Raw genomic sequence first — 19,350 nt, 5'->3', positions numbered from 1 at the left:
ATCAGGATGGTGCCGGGATAGTTGATGAGGTGGTTCTGCAGCCAGGCGATCGTCTCGGCGTCGAGGTGGTTGGTCGGCTCGTCCAGAAGCAGCATGTCGGGCTGCTCGAGCAGCAGCTTGCAGAGCGCCACGCGCCGCCGCTCGCCCCCCGAGAGGGTGGTCACGTCCGCGTCGTCGGGCGGGCAGCGCAGCGCCTCCATGGCCACGTCCACCTGCGCGTCGAGGTCCCACAGGTTCTGCGCGTCGATCTGGTCCTGCAGGCGGGCCATCTCCTCGGCCGTCTCGTCCGAGTAGTCCATCGCCAGCTCGTTGTAGCGGTCGAGGATCGCCTGCTTGGCCTTGACCCCCTCCATGACGTTGCCGCGCACGTTCAGCTGCTCGTCCAGCACAGGCTCCTGCGGCAGATAGCCCACGCGCGCGCCCTCGGCCGCCCAGGCCTCGCCGACGAAGTCCTTGTCGATTCCCGCCATGATGCGCAGCAGCGACGACTTGCCCGCGCCGTTGACGCCGACGACGCCGATCTTCACGCCCGGCAGGAAGTTCAGGCGGATGTTCTCGAAGACCTTCTTGCCGCCCGGATAGGTCTTGGACACGCCGTCCATGTGATACACGAACTGATAGGAAGCCATCGGGCGCCTCGCGGGGGAAACGGAACGGGGATGTCGCCGCCTCATAGCCGGGGCGGCGCCGGGGAACAACCGGCACGCGCCTGCCTGCGCCGCAGGGCCGGAACTTCCCGCCGCGCGGGGCGTTGCACGTCCCGCGCGCCTGCGCCCGAGGGAGCATACCGTCACCATGGCCGACCCCCAGCCCGACCCCGAGGCCGTTCCCCTCGAATCCTCCGCCGCGTCCAGCGCGACCGAATTGCGGCGCATCCGGCGGCTGCTGTTCTTCGCGGTCCTCCTCGCGGCCGCCACCGCGATCTACTTCGCGCGGCAGGTCCTTCTGCCCATCATGATCGCCATCGTCCTCACGCTGACGCTCCTGCCCGTGGTGCGGCTCGGCGCGCGCCTGCGCATCCCGGCCGGTGTGACGGCCATCGCCCTGATGCTCGCCCTCGGGCTCGGCCTCGTGGCGGGCGGCTACTTCCTGTCCGGTCCCATCCAGAACGTCGTCGCCGATGCGCCCCGCATGGCCGAGGCGGTGCAGGATCGCGTCGGCGGCTTCCTCGACCGGTTGCGCGACCTCGCGCGGCGGGCGGACGAGATGGCCAGCGGCGCCACCGGCGGCGGCAACGGCGCCTCCCTGCCTGCCGGCGACGAGCCTGCCGTCGCCCCCGACGGCTCCATCGTCGCCGGACCGCCGGTGGCCGTCGTGGTCGAGGCGGACAACGGCACGGGGGCCGCGACGGGCACGGCGGCCGGCGTCGCCACCGCCGTCCTCGCCAGCCTCGCCTCGATCGGAGGCACGATCTTTGCCGCGCTGCTGCTGACGGGCTTTCTCCTCGCGGCCGGCGACTTCTACCACCGCCGCATCGTCGAGGCCGCCCCCCGCCTGCGCGACAAGAAGAAGGCCCTGACCATCATCCGCGACGTGGAACGCCAGATCTCGCGCTATCTGGGCTCGATCACGCTGATCAACATCGGCCTCGGGATCGCGGTCGGCACGTCCATGTGGTTTTGGGGCATGCCCGCCCCCGTCCTCTGGGGCATCCTGGCCTGCCTTCTCAACTTCATCCCCTTCGTGGGCTTCATCGTCGGCGTGACGCTCGCCACCGCGGTCTCGCTCATCACCTTCGACACGATCTGGCAGGCCGCCCTGCCGCCCCTCTTCTACCTGCTCATCAACGCGCTCGAGGGCAACGTGATCACGCCCATGCTGGTCGGCCGCCGGCTCGAGATCAACACCGTCTCCATGCTGCTCGCGGTCGCCTTCTGGATGTGGATCTGGGGCATCCCCGGCGCCGTGCTGGCCGTGCCCTTCCTCGTCGTCGTCAAGGCCATCTCCGACAACGTCGAGAGCCTCCAGGTCCTCTCGAGCTTCCTGTCCGCCGAGCCGGCCGAGCGGGAGGGCGAGACGCCCCAGAAGGCCACCACCGGCCCCGCGCTCGAGACGGCGCCCTTCCTCGCCCAGGCCGTCGCGCGCGAGAACAGCCCCCCCACCCAGGCGCCGGGCGACCCCAAGCCCCCCGAGGTCGCCGACCACGAACCGCCCGCCCGTCCCGCCTCCTCCGTCGCCGCGATCTAGGCACCCGGCCGCGCCTGCTGGACAAGCGCGCGGCCGCGTGACCACATCGTGGCGCCGGACAGGGAGGGGCAGGGATGGGCTGGACGCCGCGCGACGACCGCTACGACCGCATGGCCTGGCGCCGCTGCGGCGCCTCGGGCCTGCTCCTGCCCGCCATCTCGCTCGGCCTGTGGCACAATTTCGGAGAGGACACCCCGCACGAGACGCGCCGCGCGCTCTGCCGCACCGCCTTCGACCACGGCATCACCCATTTCGACCTCGCCAACAATTACGGGCCGCCCCCCGGCGCGGCCGAGGAGGCGTTCGGCGAGATCCTCCGCACCGATTTCCGCGGCCTGCGCGACGAACTGGTGATCAGCTCCAAGGCCGGCTACCGGATGTGGCCGGGGCCCTACGGCGAATGGGGCTCGCGCAAGTCGCTCGTCGCCTCCTGCGACGCCTCGCTCCGGCGGATGGGCCTCGACTATGTGGACATCTTCTATTCCCACCGCTTCGACCCCGACACGCCCCTCGAGGAGACGATGGGCGCGCTCGACCACATCGTGCGGTCGGGCCGTGCCCTCTATGTCGGGATCAGCTCCTACAACAGCGCCCGCACCCGGCAGGCGGCCGCCATCCTGCGCGACCTCGGCACGCCCTGCCTGATCCACCAGCCCTCCTACAACATGCTCAACCGCTGGATCGAGCGCGACGGGCTCAAGGACACGCTCGCCGAACTCGGCATCGGCGCCATCGCCTTCACGCCACTCGCCCAGGGCCTGCTCACGGGGCGCTATCTCCGCGGCATCCCCGAGGGGAGCCGCGCCGCCCAGGGCAAGAGCCTCGATCCGGCCCTCATCTCCCCCGCGGCGCAGGAAAGGCTGCGCGCGCTCGACGCGCTGGCGCGCGGGCGCGGCCAGAGCCTCGCGCAGATGGCGCTGGCCTGGGTGCTGCGCGACGGGGCGATCACCTCGGCCCTGATCGGCGCCTCGCGCCCCGCCCAGATCGAGGATTGCGCGGGCGCGGTCGCCAACCTGTCCTTCACGGCCGACGAACTCGCCGAGATCGACCGCCTCTGCGCCGACATGCCCGGCGTGAACCTCTGGGGCCTGTCCTCCGAAACGGAGGAGTGAGGCGATGCCGCCATGCCCCTTCCGCCGCCCGTCAACGCTTCCTTAACCTCGTTGTGCTAGGCCGGAGGGACGGGGAAAGGAGGGCTGCGTGAATCACCTGTATTACGGCGACAACCTCGAGGTGCTGCGCAAGCACATCGCGGATGAGAGCGTGGACCTGATCTATCTCGACCCGCCCTTCAATTCCGACGCGACCTACAACCTCGTCATCCGCGACCCCTCGGGGCAGGGCAGCGGCGCCAACATCGAGGCGTTCGAGGATACCTGGACCTGGGGCGAGGCGGCCGAGGCCGCGTTCCAGTCCGTCCGCGCGTCCGGGCACCAGCGCGCCGCCACCATGCTGACGGCCATGCGCGAGGGGCTGGGGACCAGCGACCTGATGGCCTACCTCGCCATGATGGCCGTCCGCCTGATCGAGCTGCACCGCGTGCTCAAGCCCACGGGAAGCCTCTACCTCCACTGCGACCCGACGGCGAGCCATTACCTCAAGGTGATTCTGGATGGGGTGTTCGGGGCGGAGAACTTCGTCTCCGAGATTGTTTGGAAAAGGACGCATGCTCATGGCTCAGCCAAACGCTATGGTCCGGTGCATGATACGATTCTGATGTATGCAAAAACCTCATCGTTTGTGTGGACCAATCCGAGGGGTCCGCATGATGAGCGTTATCTGACGAAGCACTTCACAAGCTTCGACACTAATAGGGGCGAGAATTTCCAACCCATTTCGCTTACTGGCGCGGGCATCCGGAACGGTGACAGCGGACTGCCTTGGCGTGGAGTGAACCCGACCACTGTGGGCCGACATTGGGCACTCCCCCGCAGAATCCTAGAGCTGGAAGGCATTAACGGAGGAACCACTCAAGAGAAGTTGGACGCGCTGGATGCGGCTGGCCGGATCGCTTGGCCGACTAAAGGCGGAACTCCACGTCTGAAATGGTTGGTTTCTGACCTCGATGGAGTCGCAATGTCAGACGTTTGGGTCGATATTTCGCCACTATCAGCGAATGCGCAAGAGCGCCTTGGCTATCCCACCCAGAAGCCATTGGCCCTTCTCGAACGCATCATCGCGGCCTCATCCCACCCCGGTGACCTCGTTCTCGACCCCTTCTGCGGCTGCGGCACCACCGTGCACGCGGCGGAAAAGCTCGGGCGGCGCTGGATCGGGATCGACATCACCCACCTCGCCATCGGCCTGATCCGCAAGCGCCTGGCCGACGCCTGGCGCGGCCAGCCCGTCCAGCCCGTCTATCAGGTCCACGGAGAGCCCGCCGACCTCGCCTCGGCCCGCCAGTGGTTCCAGGACGACTCGCGCGACAAGAAGCAGTGGGAGCTGTGGGCGCTCTCGCTCCTGGGCGATGCGAAGCCGTGGCAGGGCGCGAAGAAGGGCGCCGACGGCGGCCGCGACGGCATCGTGCCCTTCGGCCCCACGCAGAAGGCGATCGTCTCGGTCAAGGGCGGCGGCGTCTCGGTCAAGGACGTGCGCGAGCTGCTGAACGTGGTGGAGCGGGACAAGGCGCAGGTCGGCATCCTCCTGACGCTGGAGCCGCCGACGAAGCCCATGCTGACCGAGGCGGCAGGCGCGGGCCACTACACGCTCGACGGCTGGCCGCCCGTGCCCAAGTGCCAGATCGTCACCATCGAGGAGGCCATGGCGCTTCGCGACCGCGCCATCCGCCTGCCCGCACGCCGCGGCGACAGCTTCAAGCCTGCCCCCAGGGAGAAGGTCCGGCCCGCCGAGCGCGACCTGTTCTCCGACGACGGCTCCGCATGATCTCCGAACTCTGCACCCACGACCTCGCCTCGGGCCGCACCGAAGTGGTCCTGCGGCACGAGGGGGTCGTCGAGGCGCCGAACTGGCACCGCGACGGCTGGCTTCTGGTCAACGGAGAGGGGCGCCTCTTCCGCGTCCCCCTCGACGCCCCCGCGCTCCACCCCCTCGAGACCGGCGGGATCGAGGGGTGCAACAACGACCACGGCTTCTCGCCGGACGGGCGGCTGATCGCCTTCTCGGCCAAGGGCCGGACGGGCGCCTCCTGCATCTACACGATGCCCGCCGCAGGCGGCCCGCCGCGCCGCCTCACGCCGCTCACCCCCTCCTGGTGGCACGGCTGGTCGCCGGACGGGTCGCGCCACGCCTATGCCGCCGCCCGCGACGGCGGCCCGGTCCTGCCCCATCTCTGCGACGCCGACGGCCACGGCGAGCGCCCCCTGGCGCAGGGCTTCGACCACGCCGACGGCCCGGACTGGAGCGCGGACGGCCGCCGGGTCTGGTTCAACGGCGAACGCGAGGGCCGGGTCGACCTCTGGCGCGTGAGCCCCGACGGGACGGACCTGCAACGGATGACGGGCGGCGACGGCGTGGACTGGTTTCCCCACCCCTCGCCGGACGGGGCGCAGGTGCTGTTCCTGCGCTATCCGCCCGGCACGGCGGGGCACCCCGCCAACCTTCCCGTCTCACTCATGCTGCTGCCGCAGGACGGGGGGCCGGCGCAGGAGGTGCTGCGCCTCGACGGCACGCACCGGGGCGGGCAGGGGACGATCAACGTCCCCCCCTGGCGCCCGGACGGCCGGGCCTTCGCCTTCGTGCGCTTCGTCCCATGAGCCTCGGCCCCGGCCTGCCCACGGCGCGTCCCGGCATGGCGATCGGACTGCTGGGCGGGTCGTTCGACCCCGCGCACGAGGGCCATCTCGCGATCTCGCGCGCGGCGCTGGCGCGGCTCGGGCTCGACCGGGTGTGGTGGCTGGTCAGCCCCGCCAATCCGCTCAAGCCGGGCGGCCCGGCACCCCTCGCGCTGCGGCTCGCGGCTGCGCGGCGGCTTGTGCGCGATCCCCGCATCGTGCCCACCGACCTCGAGGCGCGCTGGGGCACGCGCTTCACCGCCGACACCCTCGCCCGCCTGCGCCGCCGGCTGCCCGGCGTGCACCTCGTCTGGCTGATGGGGTCCGACAACATGCTCCAGCTCCACCGCTGGCGCGACTGGCGGCGCATCCTCGGGACCGTGCCGGTGGCAGTGTTCGCCCGGCCCGGCTCGCGCCTCCCCGCCCGCTTCGCGCCGGCCGCCCGGGCCTTCCGCCACGCCCGCCTGCCCGCCGCCCGCGCCCGCGCGCTGGCCCGCACCCCGCCACCCGCCTGGGTCTTTCTCGACCTGCCGCTGCGGGCGGACTCCTCGACCGCCCTCCGCCGGGCGGGTCGCTGGCCGCTCCCGCTTCCTTGACCGCGCGCGGGGCTTGCAGGGCTTGCAGCGCCCGCCCCCCCGGCTAGGGTGCCGCCGCATAGCGGCAGAGGGAGGTCGGGATGGCGCAGGACCGGACAGCGCGCGCAGGCGACCTGACGCGGCGGGCCCTTCTGGGGGCGGCCGCCTCGCTCTGCGCGGGGATGGCTGTGGCCGAGCTGCGCCCGGTCGCGCGACCTGCCGCACCCTCGGCCGCGCCGGCGACCCGCCCCTCCGTCTCGCCCCGGCTGCGGCGCGAGATCGCGGACATGGTCCGGGCCGCGGGCCTCGAGGGGCGCGCGGGCATCGCCCTGGCCGATGCGCGCACCGGCACCCTCCTCGATGCGCACGCCGCATCCGACCCGATCCCGCCCGCTTCCGTGATGAAGGCCCTGACGGCGCTCTATGCGCTCGAACATCTCGACCCCGGCAGCCGCTTTGCCACCCGCCTCCTCGCCATTGGGCCAGTGGAGGGGGGCATCCTCCGCGGCGACCTGGTCCTTGCGGGCGGGGGCGACCCGACGCTCACCACGGATCATCTGGCCGATCTGGCCGCGGCCCTGCGGCAGGCCGGCATCACCGGCATGTCGGGCCGCTTCCTCACATGGGGCGGGGCGCTGCCCCATGCGCGGCTGATCGACGACGGCCAGCCGCCGCATGTGGCCTACAACCCGGGCGTCTCCGGCCTCAACCTCAACTTCAACCGCATCTTCTTCGAATGGGCCCAGCGCGGCGACGGCACCTATCGCACGGTCCTCGACGCACGCGGCGACCGCCACCGTCCGGCCGTTTCCGTCGCCACGATCAGCGTGGAGCCGCGCTCGCTGCCCGTCTATACCTACGAGGATCGCGGCGGCATCGATGCCTGGACGGTCGCCCGCGGCCAGCTCGGCGAGGCGGGCAGCCGCTGGCTGCCCGTCCGCGACCCCGAACGCTATGCGGGCGAGGCGTTCCGGGCGCTCGCCGAGGCGCAGGGTGTCGCGCTGCCCGCACCTGCGCGCGCCGAAGCCTCGCCCGATGGCGAGGAGATCGCCCGTCACGAGAGCGCCCCCCTCGTGGAGATCGCGCGCGAGATGCTGCTCTACTCCACCAACCTCACGGCCGAGGTGCTGGGTCTCGCCGCCAGCCGCGCGCGCGGGCTCGATCCGGCCGGTCCGCGCGAATCGGCCGCGGCCATGGCGCGCTGGCTCATGCGGCGGACCGGGGCGCAGATGCGGCTTCTGGATCATTCGGGCCTCAGCGCCGACAGCCGCATCGCCCCGATCGAGATGGCGATCGCCCTCGCTTCGCCGGGGGTGATGGACCTGCTGCGTCCCATCCTGCGCGAACATCCCCTGACCGACGCCAATGGCGAGCGCATCCCGATGCCGCCCGCCCTCGTGCGCGCCAAGACGGGCACCCTGAACTTCGTCTCGACCCTTGCGGGCTATGCGCGCACCACGCCGGGCGCCGATCTGGCCTTCGCCATCTTCGTGGGCGACCCCGAGCGCCGCGCCGCCGCCGCGGCGGCGAGCGACGAGGAGATCCCGCCCGGCAGCCGCGATTTCAACGCCCGCGCGCGCCGGCTCCAGCAGATGCTGCTCCAGCGCTGGGGCGTGATCGGACCGGACGGGTCCTAGGGGCGGGGCGGGCCCGTCCGCGGCAGCGACCAGCCCCGCCGCAGCGCCGCGCCGCGCAGCCCGAACCCGGCGGCAAAGCCCAGCGCCATCGCGCCCTCGCGCCCCAGCCAGGGCAGCGCGGCGACAAAGACCGCCGCGCCGGCCAGCGCTGCCGTGACATAGATCTCGCGGCTCAGCACCACGGGCTGCTCCCCCGCCAGCACGTCGCGCAGGATGCCGCCGAAGCTGGCCGTGACGGCGCCCATCGCCACCGACACCACCGGACCCGCCCCGGCCAGCCGGGCCGTCTCGGCCCCTGTCACCGCAAAGACCGCCAGCCCCACCGCATCGAGCCACAGCAGCAGCCGCAGGCGCCGCCCGGTTCCTGCCCCCCGCAGGCGGGGCGCCACGACAAAGACCGCGAGTCCCGCCCCCACGCAGGCCAGAAGCCACAGGGGTTCGCCCACCCAGAACACGGGCAGCCGGCCGAGCAGCACGTCGCGGATCGTGCCGCCCCCGATCCCCGTGGCCACCGCCAGCAGCGCGAAGCCCACGAGGTCCATGCCCTTGCGCGCCGCCGCCAGCGCCCCGCTTGCGGCGAAGACGAGCACCCCGAGCCAGTCGAGCGCGCCCGCGGCTGCGTCGAACATCCCCGCCTCAGACGGTCTGGTACCGCGCCCGCGCTCCGCGCTCGATCGCCGCGGCGTGAAGCCGGTCCACGCCCAGTTCGTGGCGGATCTCCTCCAGCATCCGCGCCTCGCCCTCGGTGATGCGGCCGTCCGCAGCGGCCACGTCGCAGGCCAGCGCATAGGCCGTCTCGCGCAGCCGCTCGGGCAGGGCGCCCTTGACGGTCTCGAACAGCCGGTCGAGCCCGTCCTCCTCCTCCTCGACGAGGCGCATGACCATCTCGCCCACGCAGCGCATCCGCTCCTCGTCATAGGCGGCAAAGACGGGCAGGTTGTCCACGATCGTGCTGATCTGGACCAGTTCGGCGGTGCGGATCGTCTCGTCGGCGGCCGAGGTGGCGATCATCACCGCGACCAGCGCGTCCTGCGGCGAGATCGACGCCAGGTCGGCTCCGTCCTCCATGGCCCTGCTCCCCTCCGTGGCGCAGCGCCAGCTTTATTGACGCGGCGAGGGCCGGGCAATAGGGGGAGTCGCCCGATGCCCCTGCCGCAGGGAGCCTGCCCATGTCCGATCTGCGCGCCGCCGCCATGACGTCCCGCGCCTGGCCCTTCGAGGAGGCGCGCGCCCTTCTGGCCCGCATGGAGGCGGGGCCGCCCAAGGACCACGTCCTGTTCGAGACGGGCTACGGTCCCTCGGGCCTGCCGCATATGGGCACGTTCGGCGAGGTGCTGCGCACCACCATGGTGCGCCGGGCCTTCGAGACGATCTCGGACCTGCCCACGCGGCTCGTGGTGTTCTCCGACGATCTCGACGGGATGCGCAAGGTGCCCGACAACGTGCCGCGCGCCGAGATGCTGCGCGCACATCTCCAGCGGCCCCTGACCGCCGTGCCGGACCCCTTCGGCACGCACGAGAGCTTCGGGCACCACAACAACGCGATGCTGCGCCGCTTCCTCGACACGTTCGGCTTCGACTACGAGTTCGTCTCGGCGACGGACTTCTACCGCTCGGGCCGGTTCGACGCGACGCTGCTGCGCGCGGCCGAGCGCTACGACGCCATCATGGAGGTCATGCTGGCCTCGCTGCGCGAGGAGCGCCAGCAGACCTATTCGTGCTTTCTGCCCATCCACCCCGAGACGGGGCACGTCCTCTATGTGCCCATCAAGCACGTGGACGCGCGCGAGGGGACCGTCACCTTCGACGACGAGCGCGGGCGCGAATGGACCGTCCCCGTGACCGGCGGGCATGTCAAGCTGCAGTGGAAGCCCGATTTCGGCGCCCGCTGGGCCGCGCTCGGCGTGGATTACGAGATGTTCGGCAAGGACCATGCCTCCAACGCGCCCCTCTACGACCGCATCTGCGAGATCCTCGGCGGCCGCGCGCCCCAGCACATGATCTACGAGCTGTTCCTCGACGAGCATGGCGGCAAGATCAGCAAGTCCAAGGGCAACGGGCTGAGCATGGACGACTGGCTGGGCGTCGCCTCCACCGAGTCGCTCGCCTTCTTCATGTTCGCCAAGCCGCGCACCGCCAAGCGCCTGCACTGGGATGTCATTCCCAAGGCCGTGGACGAGTACCACCAGGCCCTGCGCGCCTTTCCCGGCCAGTCCGAGGAGGCGCGCCTGGCCAACCCGGTCTGGCACATCCATGCCGGCGCGCCCCCTGCCTCGGACATGGTCGTGCCCTATGCGATGCTTCTCAACCTCGCCGCCGTCGCCGGGGCCGAGGACAAGGCGGTGCTGTGGCGCTATCTCGCCCGCTACGCTCCCGGCGTCTCGCCCGCGACCCATCCCGGTCTCGACGCCGCGGCCGAGGGCGCCGTGCGCTTCTTCCGCGAGCATGTCAAGCCCAAGCGCCGCCGCCGCGCGCCCACCGCGCGCGAGGCCGCGGCCATGGCCGACCTCGCCGCGCGCCTGCGCGCCCATCGCGGCCCGCGCGACCCCGAAACGCTCCAGACCATCGTGTACGCCGTGGGCAACGAGCACGGCTTCGACCCCTTGCGCGACTGGTTCCGCGCCCTCTACGAGGTCCTTCTGGGCGCGAGCGAGGGCCCCCGCTTCGGCGGCTTTGTCGCGCTCTACGGCGTGGAGGAGAGCATCGCCCTGATCGAGGAGGCGCTGAGGGGTGCGCCCGAGGCGGCCTGACCCGTCAGGCCGCCCGCCTCTCCCACCAGACCCGCCACCGCGCGAGCAGATGCTCCGAGCGTCCGGCGAACAGGCGCCGGCCCAGCGGAAAGGCCAGGGCGAGCCGCTCGGCCCGCAGGGCCGCCGCGCGCGTCAGCGCCTCCTCCGCGAGGTCGGGCGCCACGTCCAGCGCGGCCAGCCGCTCGGCCAGCACGGCCAGGTCGTTGACCTCGCCCAGCGTCTCGCCCAGGGCGTCGGCGGCGGCCACATGGGGCTCCATCATCTCGGGCCAGATCGGGGCCAGCAGCCGCGCCTGATACCAGTGGTCCTTGACGCGCTTGCGCCATTCGTGCAGCGCCTCGGCCTCGTCCGGCGCGGCCTCGGCGGCGCGCAGCGTCGCGCGGGCGCCCTCCCAGGTCGCCGCCAGGCCCGGCTCCAGGGCCTCCCAGCCCGAGGCGCGCAGCCGCCAATCCTCCAGCCGGTCGAGCAGGGCCTCCATCGCCTCGGCAAAAGCGGGCAGGGCGCCCTCGGGCGCGGCGGCGCCCTGCGCCTCGGCCTCGGCGCGCAAGGGCGCCAGCAGCGCCTCGCGCCGGGGTTCCTCCATGCCCTCCGCGAGGCGCCCGGCCGTGCCCAGCAGCACGGCCGCGTCGCGCAGCGAGGACAGTCCCCGGCCCGCATCGCGCAGCGCCTCGTTCTCGGCGCGCCAGCCCTGCATCACGGGCCGCACCAGGCGCAGCAGGCCGCGCAGCTTCTTGACCGCCTTGCGCATCCCGTGGACGCGGCTCTCCATGCCCTCGCCCCCGCCCTCCCGCGCCCGGACCAGCGCCTCGGTGGCCTGCTCGCGCGCGATCCGGCGCAGCGCGGCCTCCACGTCCGTGTCCTCGGGCAGAAAGGCGAAGGGCATCGCGATCTCCGTGCTGGCGCCGAAACTCCCGGCCGCGGCGCTCCGTATCATAGGGGCGACACCCCTCCGGAAAAGGACCGCGCCATGCCCCGTCCCCTCCGCCGGCACCTCGCCGCTCTCCTCCTGGCTCTCCTGCCGCCCGCCCTTCCCGTCGCCACCGCCGCCCAGACCGCCGAGCAGGCTGCCGTGATCGAGGCCGTCATCCGCGACCAGATCGCCCGTTTCGCCGACCGCGACCTGCCCGGCGCCTGGTCCCATGCCAGCCCCGCCATCCAGGGCATCTTCGGCAATCCCGACCGCTTCGGCCGCATGGTCGAGCAGGGCTATCCGATGGTCTGGGACAACCGCGAGACGCGCTTTCTCGGCCTTGAGCGGCAGGGCGACCGGCTGCGCCAGCGCGTGCTGATGCGCGACCCCGAGGGGCGGCTCTGGACGCTCGAATACGAGATGATCGAGGGACCGGACGGCTGGAAGATCAACGGGGTGCGCATCCTGCGCGGCGACGAGGCGACCAGCTGATTCGCTCATCCGCCCCCTGTCAAGCCGTTGCGCGAATCGCGGGCGGTGCGCGCGGTGGTCCAAGGATTTGTTAACCTTCCGGCGGCATCCCTGTCCGCGACGATTCCATCGCAGGCAGGGAGCGCATCATGAACAAGGCCATCACGGACGGGCTGTCCCTCATGCCCCCGCCCTTTGCCGCCGGACTGGGCAACTGGTCCGCAGGCGACGGCACGCCGGGATCGGACAGCTATGCCGGCGCGGGGGGCGGCGCCTTCGTGCCGGCCGATGCCGATTTCGGCGGCTGCCTCGAACTGGTCAAGACGGCCTCCGTCCAGAAGATCCGCTTCCGGGGCGAGACGCCGGTCCTGCCGGGCCTCTATCTCCGCGTCAGCGCCCGGGTGAAGTGCGTGGCCGGCCCGCTGCCCTCGGTCCGGGTCGGCGGCTTTCCCGTGGGCGGACCCGCCGGCCTTCCCGCCGCGGGCCCCGCGGTCGCGTTGCCCGCGCATGGCCGCGTGGTCGAGGTGTCGGCCATCATCGGGACGGGCACCCGCGGGGGGGTGGATCTTGTCTGGCCCCGCACGGTCTCCCATGCCCATCTGGGGATCGACTTCACCGGCCCCAACGGCGCCGTCCTGCGGGTGGAGAACATCCGCATCGAGGACGTCACCGCCGTGTTCCTGCGCGACATGCTCGCGCTCGTGGACGTGCGCGACTTCGGAGCGCGCGGAGACGGGGTCGCCAACGACGCGCCCGCCTTCCTCGCCGCCGACGCCGCGGCGGCGGGCCGCACGCTGCTCGTGCCGGCGGGCACCTACCGGCTCGATGCGGACGTGACGCTGACCAGCCCCGTCCGCTGGGAGGGCACCGCCATCAGTCCCGGCGACAGGCGCCTGATCCTGCGGCGCAACTTCAACTTCAACAGCTACTTCGACGCCTACCGGCACGAGGAGACGGCCTTCCGCAAGGCCTATCAGGCGCTGCTCAACTTCGCCGACCACGAGAGCCTCGACCTCTGCGGCCGGCGCATCGCGCTCAGCGCGCCCGTGGACATGGCTGCGTGCGAACCGACGCGCCGGACCTTCAACATCCGCCGCGTCCTCCGCAACGGCCAGTTCCAGGTGGCCGACGGCGCCGCCTCGGCCTTCGAGGACAGCGTGGTGACGGCACAGGCCACCTATTCGCGCAGCAACCCGCGCCAGCTCACCGGCGTGGCGAACGCTGCCTCCATCCCCGTGGGCAGCCTCGTGACCGGCAACGGCGTGGGCCGGGAGGTCTATGTGCGCGCCGTGGACGCCGCCGCGGGCCGCGTCACCCTCTCGGCCGAGCTGTTCGACGCCGTGGGCACCGGGACCTTCACCTTCCGCCGCTTCAGGTACCTGCTCGACTTCTCGGGCTACGACGACCTCAGCCAGATGGTCATCGACGACGTGGAGTTCTTCTGCGCCGGCCAGGCCAGCGCCCTCATGCTGCCGCCGCAGGGCATGGTCTTCCATGTCCGCGACTGCTTCTTCACCCGGCCCAAGGACCGCGCCATCACCTCCATCGGCTCGGGCTGCCAGGGCATGCTGATCGACCGGTGCCAGTTCATCTCCAACGAGGCGTCCCAGCCCGCGACCGGGCGGACCACGCTCGCCTTCAACGCCAATGCCAACGACGTGAAGGTGCGCGACAACCGGGTGGTGATGTTCCGGCACTTCTGCGTGCTGGGCGGCACCGGCAACCTCGTGCAGGGCAACCACTGGTTCCAGGGCGACCAGGTGCCCCAGGGTGCGCGGCTGGGCGGCATCGTCCTGACGGTGCCCAACCCCATGACGATCATCGTCGGCAACTACATCGACAACAACTTCATCGAATGGACCAACGAGCACGACGCCACGCCCGCCTTCGACAGCCAGTTCAGCTTCGGCGGCCTGTCGGTGACGGGCAACATCTTCACCGCCATCGGGGCCGCGCCGTGGAGCAACTTCCTCGTCGTCAAGCCCTTCGGTCCGGGCCACTTCATCCACGGGCTGACGGTGACCGGCAACGTGTTCCGCCTGATCGGCGGCACCATCACCCGGGTGGAGCGGGTGGACACCACCCATGCCGACCTCGACCACAGCCGGATGCGCAACGTCGTGTTCGAGGGCAACACGTTCAACGGCGTCGCCCAGGAGGTGCGCAACCCGCTTTCCCTTGTCCACAACCAGGCCACGCCCGCGCGTGTCTGGACCTGCGACACGGGCACCTGGCTGCCCTTCGGCGGCCGCGTCCGCGCGGTCGAGAGCGTGACGCCCCAGGGCCGGATCGTGGACGCCCAGGGACGGGTCGTGCACGAGATGCCATGGGCCGAGACGGGGCAGGGTGCGGGCGGCCGGTCGGCCCGGCTCAACTTCGCCACCCCCTGCCGCGGCAGCGTGCGCGTCGTGGTGCGCATGGACAACCCGCAGTAAACCTCCGCCAGACCCCGGCCGGCGGGGCAGGGTGATCGCGCCCCGCGCCCCGGCCCTCAGACGCAAAGGACCCTGCCGAGCCATGCCCAGACTTCAGCCGATCGACCCCTTGGCGCCCTGGCGCCTCGGTCTCGCCCTGTGGACCACCGCCGTCGAGGCGCAGACCGTGATGGCGCTGCGCCTCCTGGGCCTCTGGGGCATGATCCCTGCTCGAAGGGGCGAGGATCGCCGGATGGTCGCCGAAAAGGCCCCCGCGCTGGCCCGCGCCGCCCTCGCCTCGGCGGCGGCGCTGCACCAGGGGCCGGTGGCGGCGGCCGAGGCGGCCTTGCGCCCGATCGGGCGGCGCACCCGCGCGAACGCGAGGCGCCTGACGCGGCCGCCGCGCAAACCCGCTTGACGCAAGGGCCGGCGCTCGGGCCAAGCTGGGGCAGGGGCGCGACGTGACGCCCGACAGGGAGAGGATGCCATGTGCCATGCCTGCGTGACCGAGGCCGTCAAGGCGCGGATGCTGTCGCGCCGCCACCTGCTGGGCGCCGCGGGCGCCGGTGCCGCCCTTCTCGCCCTCGGGCCGGTCTCGGCGCGGCCCCTGCTGGCGCAGGCGACGGGCCGCGTGGTGGACCTGACCCACACCTATGACGAGGACTTCCCGACCTTCGACGGCAATCCCGGCATCCTCAAGGAATGGGCGGTGCGGTTCGACGAATCGGGCTACCAGCTCTGGAAGCTCACGATCTGGGAGCATACGGGCACCCATATCGATGCGCCCCTCCACTTCAGCGAGGACGGCGCCAGCGTGGACGAGCTCGACCCCGGCACGCTGGTGGCGCCCCTCTGCGTGGTGGACATCGCCGCCAAGGCGGCCGAGGACGCCAACGCCACCGTGGACCCCGAGGACATCGAGGGGTGGATCTCGACCCATGGCGACATCCCCCCCGGGGCCTGCGTGGCGATGCATTCGGGCTGGGCCGCGCGGGTGGGCCGGCCCGACTACCGGACGGATGCCGAGGGCAACTTCGCCTTTCCCGGTTTCTCCAGGGCGGCGACCGACATGCTGGCCGAGATGGGGGTGGCCTCGATCGGGGTGGACACGCTCTCGCTCGATCCCGGCAACAGCGCGGATTTCGCGGTGCACTATTCCTGGCTGCCCTCGGGCCGGTTCGGGATCGAGAACATGGCCGGTCTCGACGCGGTGCCGCCCTCGGGGGCGACCGTGATGATCGGCGCCCCCAAGCACCGGGAGGGCACGGGCGGCCCGGCGCGCGTCCTCGCGCTGGTCTGATGGCCACCGTCCGGCTCCTGTCCGACGAGGAGGCCCCGCCCGAGGCGCGTGCGACGCTGGACGCGATCCGTCAGGCTCGCGGAGCCGAGCCCAACGCCTTCTGGCGGGCGCTCGCCCACGATCCGGCCACCCTGCGCGAGACTTGGGAGGCGGTGGAGCGCGTCATGGCGCCCGGTGCGCTCGACCCGCTGGTCAAGGAGCTGGTCTATGTCGCCGTCTCGACGGCCAATGGCTGCGCCTACTGCGTCCACTCCCACACCGCCGCCGCGCGGGCCAAGGGGATGACGCCCGCCATGCATGCCGAGCTTCTGGCGGTGATCGCACTCGCCTCGCGCACCAACGCGCTGGCCACGGCCCTGGGGGTAGAGCCGGACGAGCGGTTCAGGATGTGAAGGGGGGCAATGGTGGACCCGAGGGGGATCGAACCCCTGACCTCGTCATTGCGAACGACGCGCTCTCCCAACTGAGCTACGAGCCCACGGGCGCGTATGTGGACCCGGCCGCGGGCCGTGTCAAGCGCGCGCGGAGGGCACCGCGAGGTCGTCCGGAGCCAGGCGGTAGGCCCGGCCGAAGCCGGCGTTGAGAAGGCCGCCCGACGGCATCACACGGAACAGCATGAAGTCCGCGAAGTCGTAGTAGAGAGCCGCCTTGGGATGGTCGCGCAGCCAGAGCGCCCGCAGGGCGACCTTGTCGGTCGCTTCGGCGCGACCCTGCACCGAGAGCCGGGGATGGGTGAGAGGATCGCCGCGGGCACCCGGCTCTCCGACGAGGAGCGAGCAGCGCCCGTCTGCCAGAAGGGCCTGCGTATGGGCTGCCAGGGTGGAGGCGAGAACCAGCGGGGCCGTGCCGTCCCAGCCCACGGCCACGCGCGTGACCAGCGGCGCGCCGCTTCCGGCATCGATGACGCCGAGCGCCCCGTGGCGCGCCTCGGCCAGCAGGCGCCGCGCCAAGGCGCGCGCGTCCTCGTCGGTCGGGCGGAAGGGGTCTGTCCGCGGGGAGGAGGATCGCTCGGCCATGACGGCAATCTGCGCCTGGGGGGCAGGGCGCCGCAAGGTCCGTCTCCGTGTGACTGTCCTCACCCGTGCCGCCGCAGCCGCCAGAGCGCCACGGCCGTCGCGGGCAGTTCGCGCAGCGCCTGGCGCAGCGTGTGACCCGGATGCGCCCCGCGCAGGGGCGGGCTGCTCGATCGGGCGCGCAGACCAAGACCCCGGGCGATCAGACGCGCCCGGGGCGCATGGGTTGCGTCCGTGACCAGGACGATTTCGGACGCCCCGAGGCGGCGCAGGATCGGCAGGGCGAAGGCCACGTTCTCGTGGGTGTTGCGCGACCGCGCCTCGAGATGAATGGCGTCCGGCGGCACGCCATGGGCCAGCAGCAGGTCGCGCATCGCCTCGGCCTCGGTGGGAGGATGACGGCCGAGGCCGCCGCAGGCGACGAGAGCGCCGACCGTGCCCGCGTCCCACAGCGCCGCGGCATGGAGCGTGCGCCGCCGCAAGGTGGGCGAGGGCCCCTCCGGCCAGACCGCGGCCCCGAGGATCAGCGCCGCCCGCACGGCGATGGCCCCGGAGGTGACGCGGCCGGGCCGCAGCTGGCGGCAAAGCGCGCGCCGCAGCCGGGCGGGACGTGGCCGCCCCCTCGGGTCCTGCGGTAGGCTGGGGCGGGTGCGGAGAGGGGAGCCCTCATGGAAAACGTTCTGGGCACGATCGGGTGGACGCTGCTGATCATCCTGGCGGTGGTCGGGCTTCTGGCGGGCTGGATCGCCGGCCGGGTGGCGGGGGGGCGCAACATGCCCCTCTATCTGGTTGTAGGGGTCTTGGCGGCGGTGCTTGCCCCCTTTGTCCTCGGGGCTCTGGGACTGACGGCGCTGGTGGGTGGCGCGCTGATCGGCATCATCCTGCTGTCGCTGGTCTTTGCGGTGATCGTGCTGATCGTGGTGCGCGCGATCGCCCGCTGAGGGCGTCACGCCACCACCTCGAAGGCCAGCGCCCGGTGGTCGAGCGTGCCGGGCAGCCTCCGGTCCGGGCGGATGTCGTCCCGATCCCGCAGGCGGAAGCGCCGCATCTCCAGAAGCTCGGCCAGAAAGGCGCTCGCGGTCATCGGGACGAAATCCGCCGCCGGGCAGCGGCCGGGGCCGGCGCTGAAGGGCACCAACGCAAAGGGCGGGCGGCCGATCGTGCGCACGCCCCGCTCCTCGTCCAGCCAGAGTTCGGGCGCATAGCGGTTGGCGAAGGGCAGCGCCTCGTCCCGGTGGAAGAAGGGGGCATAGAGGATCACGTTGGTCCCCTCGGGCAGGGTGCCGGGTCCGAGGATCACCTCGCGCGTGGTCTGGCGCAGGATCACGGGCGTGGTGGGCCAGAGGCGGAGCGATTCGAGCAGGGCGGCGCGCAGCGACGGCAGCATGGAGCGGTCCGCCCCGGCGGCGCGCACCTCGTCGAGCGCCCGGTCGCGGGCGGCCGTGTGGGTGGACAGGACAGCGAGCGCCCGGAAGGCCGCCATGCCGCCAGGATCGAAGGCGAAGAGGTAATGCGCCACCTGGTCGGCAGGCTGGGTGTCCGGCCCCTTGGGCAGCGCGGCGATGCGCGCGGCGAGGCTGCCCGGGTCGGCGCGGTCGAGATGGCGGTTGATCCGGGCCCGCAAGTCGGCGATCAGGTCGTCGCGCTGGCGCGCCAGCATGACCCAGTTGCCCCGGAAGCGCAGCCGCTCGAGGAGGTCGGTCAGCGCCGTGTCCGTCCGGGCGCCCTCGCCCAGGACCACCCGCCTGACCAGCGCATACCAGGCCGCAAAGAACGTCTCCCAGTCCAGGCGGTCGCCCAGACCCTCCAGCAGGCGGCGCGCCTCCTGCCGGGCGGCCTCCAGGACGGGACCGGCCATCGAGTGGACGGGACGGTCCTCCTCCAGCACGGCCTCGTTGAAGCGGCGCCGCTCGGTCCGTTCGCGGCCGAAGGAGATCAGCGAGACGTGCGGCTCGAAATGCGACAGCGCACGGCGCTTCTCGTCCGTGGCGGGGGTGAAGGGGTCCGGCGTGCGCTCGAGCACGTCGCGGGCGTGATCGGGCGAGAGCAGCACGGCGTGGAGGCGACCCGGGATGGGGACGAGGAGCGGCCCCTCTCCGTAGCGGCGGCGCAGGTCGGCCATCCGGCGCACGGCGCGCGCATCCATGTCGAAGCGGTCGGCGAGGTTCAGGACCCGCGGCCGGCGCACCAGCGGTCCCTTGGCCACGGTCGGCCCCGCCACACCGGCGATGAAGGCGAGACGGTCGCCGAGGCTGGCCACGGGCAGGTCGAGCGCGGCGGAATGGTCCTTGGGCATGGAATCTCCCTTCCCATGGTGTCGGAAGGAGAACGGTCGGGCGGGGCGGTTGTTCCGCGAGGGCGG

The 19,350-nt window shown here is 72.2% G+C and carries 20 protein-coding genes and 1 tRNA gene; 13 read left to right on the top strand and 8 right to left on the bottom strand.

Annotated elements, in window-relative coordinates; all coding sequences use genetic code 11:
* The coding region (locus GT358_RS11760) for an ATP-binding cassette domain-containing protein (RefSeq protein ID WP_166582813.1) at positions 1-629 on the bottom strand (629 nt) is incomplete at its 3' end.
* Between the two features lie 166 nt (positions 630-795).
* On the opposite strand from GT358_RS11760, the gene GT358_RS11755 reads away from it, so the two are divergent.
* The 6 genes from GT358_RS11755 (at position 796) to dacB (ending at position 8,130) form a co-directional block, all read left to right on the top strand.
* Entirely contained in the window at positions 796-2,187 is a 1,392-nt protein-coding gene (locus tag GT358_RS11755; RefSeq protein WP_243730849.1) for an AI-2E family transporter, read from the top strand.
* Positions 2,188-2,261: 74 nt separating this feature from the next.
* Complete coding sequence (gene mgrA / locus GT358_RS11750; protein WP_166582812.1) at positions 2,262-3,299, top strand: L-glyceraldehyde 3-phosphate reductase; 1,038 nt, start codon at positions 2,262-2,264, stop codon at positions 3,297-3,299.
* An 88-nt stretch (positions 3,300-3,387) separates the two neighbouring features.
* Positions 3,388-5,070: a DNA methyltransferase gene (locus GT358_RS11745; protein ID WP_166582811.1), complete on the top strand. Its 1,683-nt coding sequence runs from the start codon at positions 3,388-3,390 to the stop codon at positions 5,068-5,070.
* On the top strand, positions 5,067-5,900 hold the full coding sequence (locus GT358_RS11740) for a PD40 domain-containing protein (RefSeq protein WP_166582810.1): 834 nt from the start codon (positions 5,067-5,069) through the stop codon (positions 5,898-5,900). Before GT358_RS11745 ends, GT358_RS11740 begins: the two co-directional genes overlap by 4 nt.
* Entirely contained in the window at positions 5,897-6,514 is a 618-nt protein-coding gene (locus tag GT358_RS11735) for a nicotinate-nucleotide adenylyltransferase (protein WP_166582809.1), read from the top strand. The genes GT358_RS11740 and GT358_RS11735 overlap by 4 nt, the downstream gene beginning before the upstream one ends.
* An 80-nt stretch (positions 6,515-6,594) precedes the next feature.
* Positions 6,595-8,130 (top strand): D-alanyl-D-alanine carboxypeptidase/D-alanyl-D-alanine-endopeptidase, encoded by a 1,536-nt coding sequence (gene dacB, locus GT358_RS11730; RefSeq protein ID WP_166582808.1) that lies wholly within the window; start codon positions 6,595-6,597, stop codon positions 8,128-8,130.
* On the opposite strand, the gene GT358_RS11725 is transcribed toward dacB, so the two are convergent.
* Both GT358_RS11725 and GT358_RS11720 read right to left on the bottom strand, forming a co-directional pair.
* The gene (locus GT358_RS11725; RefSeq protein ID WP_166582807.1) at positions 8,127-8,759 is read right to left on the bottom strand and encodes a trimeric intracellular cation channel family protein; all 633 of its coding nucleotides are present in this window, start codon (positions 8,757-8,759) and stop codon (positions 8,127-8,129) included. The genes dacB and GT358_RS11725 overlap by 4 nt on opposite strands.
* A 7-nt stretch (positions 8,760-8,766) precedes the next feature.
* On the bottom strand, positions 8,767-9,198 hold the full coding sequence (locus tag GT358_RS11720) for a tellurite resistance TerB family protein (protein WP_166582806.1): 432 nt from the start codon (positions 9,196-9,198) through the stop codon (positions 8,767-8,769).
* A gap of 101 nt (positions 9,199-9,299) precedes the next feature.
* On the opposite strand from GT358_RS11720, the gene GT358_RS11715 reads away from it, so the two are divergent.
* Positions 9,300-10,880, top strand: a complete 1,581-nt coding sequence (locus GT358_RS11715; protein ID WP_166582805.1) for a lysine--tRNA ligase — start codon at positions 9,300-9,302, stop codon at positions 10,878-10,880.
* A gap of 4 nt (positions 10,881-10,884) precedes the next feature.
* Here GT358_RS11715 and GT358_RS11710 read toward each other — a convergent pair whose 3' ends face one another.
* On the bottom strand, positions 10,885-11,763 hold the full coding sequence (locus tag GT358_RS11710; protein WP_166582804.1) for a CHAD domain-containing protein: 879 nt from the start codon (positions 11,761-11,763) through the stop codon (positions 10,885-10,887).
* Positions 11,764-11,847: 84 nt separating this feature from the next.
* Between GT358_RS11710 and GT358_RS11705 the strand changes: the two genes are divergently transcribed.
* From GT358_RS11705 to GT358_RS11685, 5 genes are all read left to right on the top strand, one after another.
* Positions 11,848-12,282: a DUF4864 domain-containing protein gene (locus GT358_RS11705; protein ID WP_166582803.1), complete on the top strand. Its 435-nt coding sequence runs from the start codon at positions 11,848-11,850 to the stop codon at positions 12,280-12,282.
* 128 nt (positions 12,283-12,410) lie between these two features.
* Positions 12,411-14,696 carry a glycosyl hydrolase family 28-related protein gene (locus GT358_RS11700; protein WP_166582802.1) on the top strand — a complete coding sequence of 762 codons (2,286 nt, stop codon included), beginning with the start codon at positions 12,411-12,413 and terminating at the stop codon, positions 14,694-14,696.
* Between the two features lie 82 nt (positions 14,697-14,778).
* Positions 14,779-15,093, top strand: a complete 315-nt coding sequence (locus GT358_RS11695) for an antifreeze protein (protein ID WP_166582801.1) — start codon at positions 14,779-14,781, stop codon at positions 15,091-15,093.
* Between the two features lie 69 nt (positions 15,094-15,162).
* The gene (locus GT358_RS11690) at positions 15,163-15,975 is read left to right on the top strand and encodes a cyclase family protein (RefSeq protein ID WP_166582800.1); all 813 of its coding nucleotides are present in this window, start codon (positions 15,163-15,165) and stop codon (positions 15,973-15,975) included.
* On the top strand, positions 15,975-16,367 hold the full coding sequence (locus GT358_RS11685) for a carboxymuconolactone decarboxylase family protein (protein ID WP_166582799.1): 393 nt from the start codon (positions 15,975-15,977) through the stop codon (positions 16,365-16,367). Before GT358_RS11690 ends, GT358_RS11685 begins: the two co-directional genes overlap by 1 nt.
* Before the next feature lie 10 nt (positions 16,368-16,377).
* Here the strand turns inward: GT358_RS11685 and GT358_RS11680 are convergent.
* From GT358_RS11680 to GT358_RS11670, 3 genes are all read right to left on the bottom strand, one after another.
* Positions 16,378-16,453, bottom strand: a tRNA-Ala gene (locus GT358_RS11680).
* A gap of 34 nt (positions 16,454-16,487) precedes the next feature.
* Positions 16,488-17,027, bottom strand: a complete 540-nt coding sequence (locus tag GT358_RS11675; protein ID WP_371416276.1) for a pyridoxamine 5'-phosphate oxidase family protein — start codon at positions 17,025-17,027, stop codon at positions 16,488-16,490.
* A 23-nt stretch (positions 17,028-17,050) separates the two neighbouring features.
* Positions 17,051-17,527: a YdcF family protein gene (locus GT358_RS11670; protein WP_166582798.1), complete on the bottom strand. Its 477-nt coding sequence runs from the start codon at positions 17,525-17,527 to the stop codon at positions 17,051-17,053.
* Between the two features lie 129 nt (positions 17,528-17,656).
* Here GT358_RS11670 and GT358_RS11665 point away from each other — a divergent pair, with 129 nt between their 5' ends.
* Positions 17,657-17,929, top strand: coding sequence for a GlsB/YeaQ/YmgE family stress response membrane protein (locus GT358_RS11665; protein WP_166582797.1), 273 nt, complete (start codon positions 17,657-17,659; stop codon positions 17,927-17,929).
* A 5-nt stretch (positions 17,930-17,934) separates the two neighbouring features.
* Here the strand turns inward: GT358_RS11665 and GT358_RS11660 are convergent, their stop codons facing one another.
* The gene (locus GT358_RS11660) at positions 17,935-19,284 is read right to left on the bottom strand and encodes a cytochrome P450 (protein WP_166582796.1); all 1,350 of its coding nucleotides are present in this window, start codon (positions 19,282-19,284) and stop codon (positions 17,935-17,937) included.
* Positions 19,285-19,350 lie beyond the last annotated feature (66 nt).

Source organism: Rubellimicrobium sp. CFH 75288 (assembly GCF_009904055.1).
GTDB lineage: Bacteria > Pseudomonadota > Alphaproteobacteria > Rhodobacterales > Rhodobacteraceae > Rubellimicrobium.
This window is presented reverse-complemented; position numbering and strand designations above follow the sequence as displayed.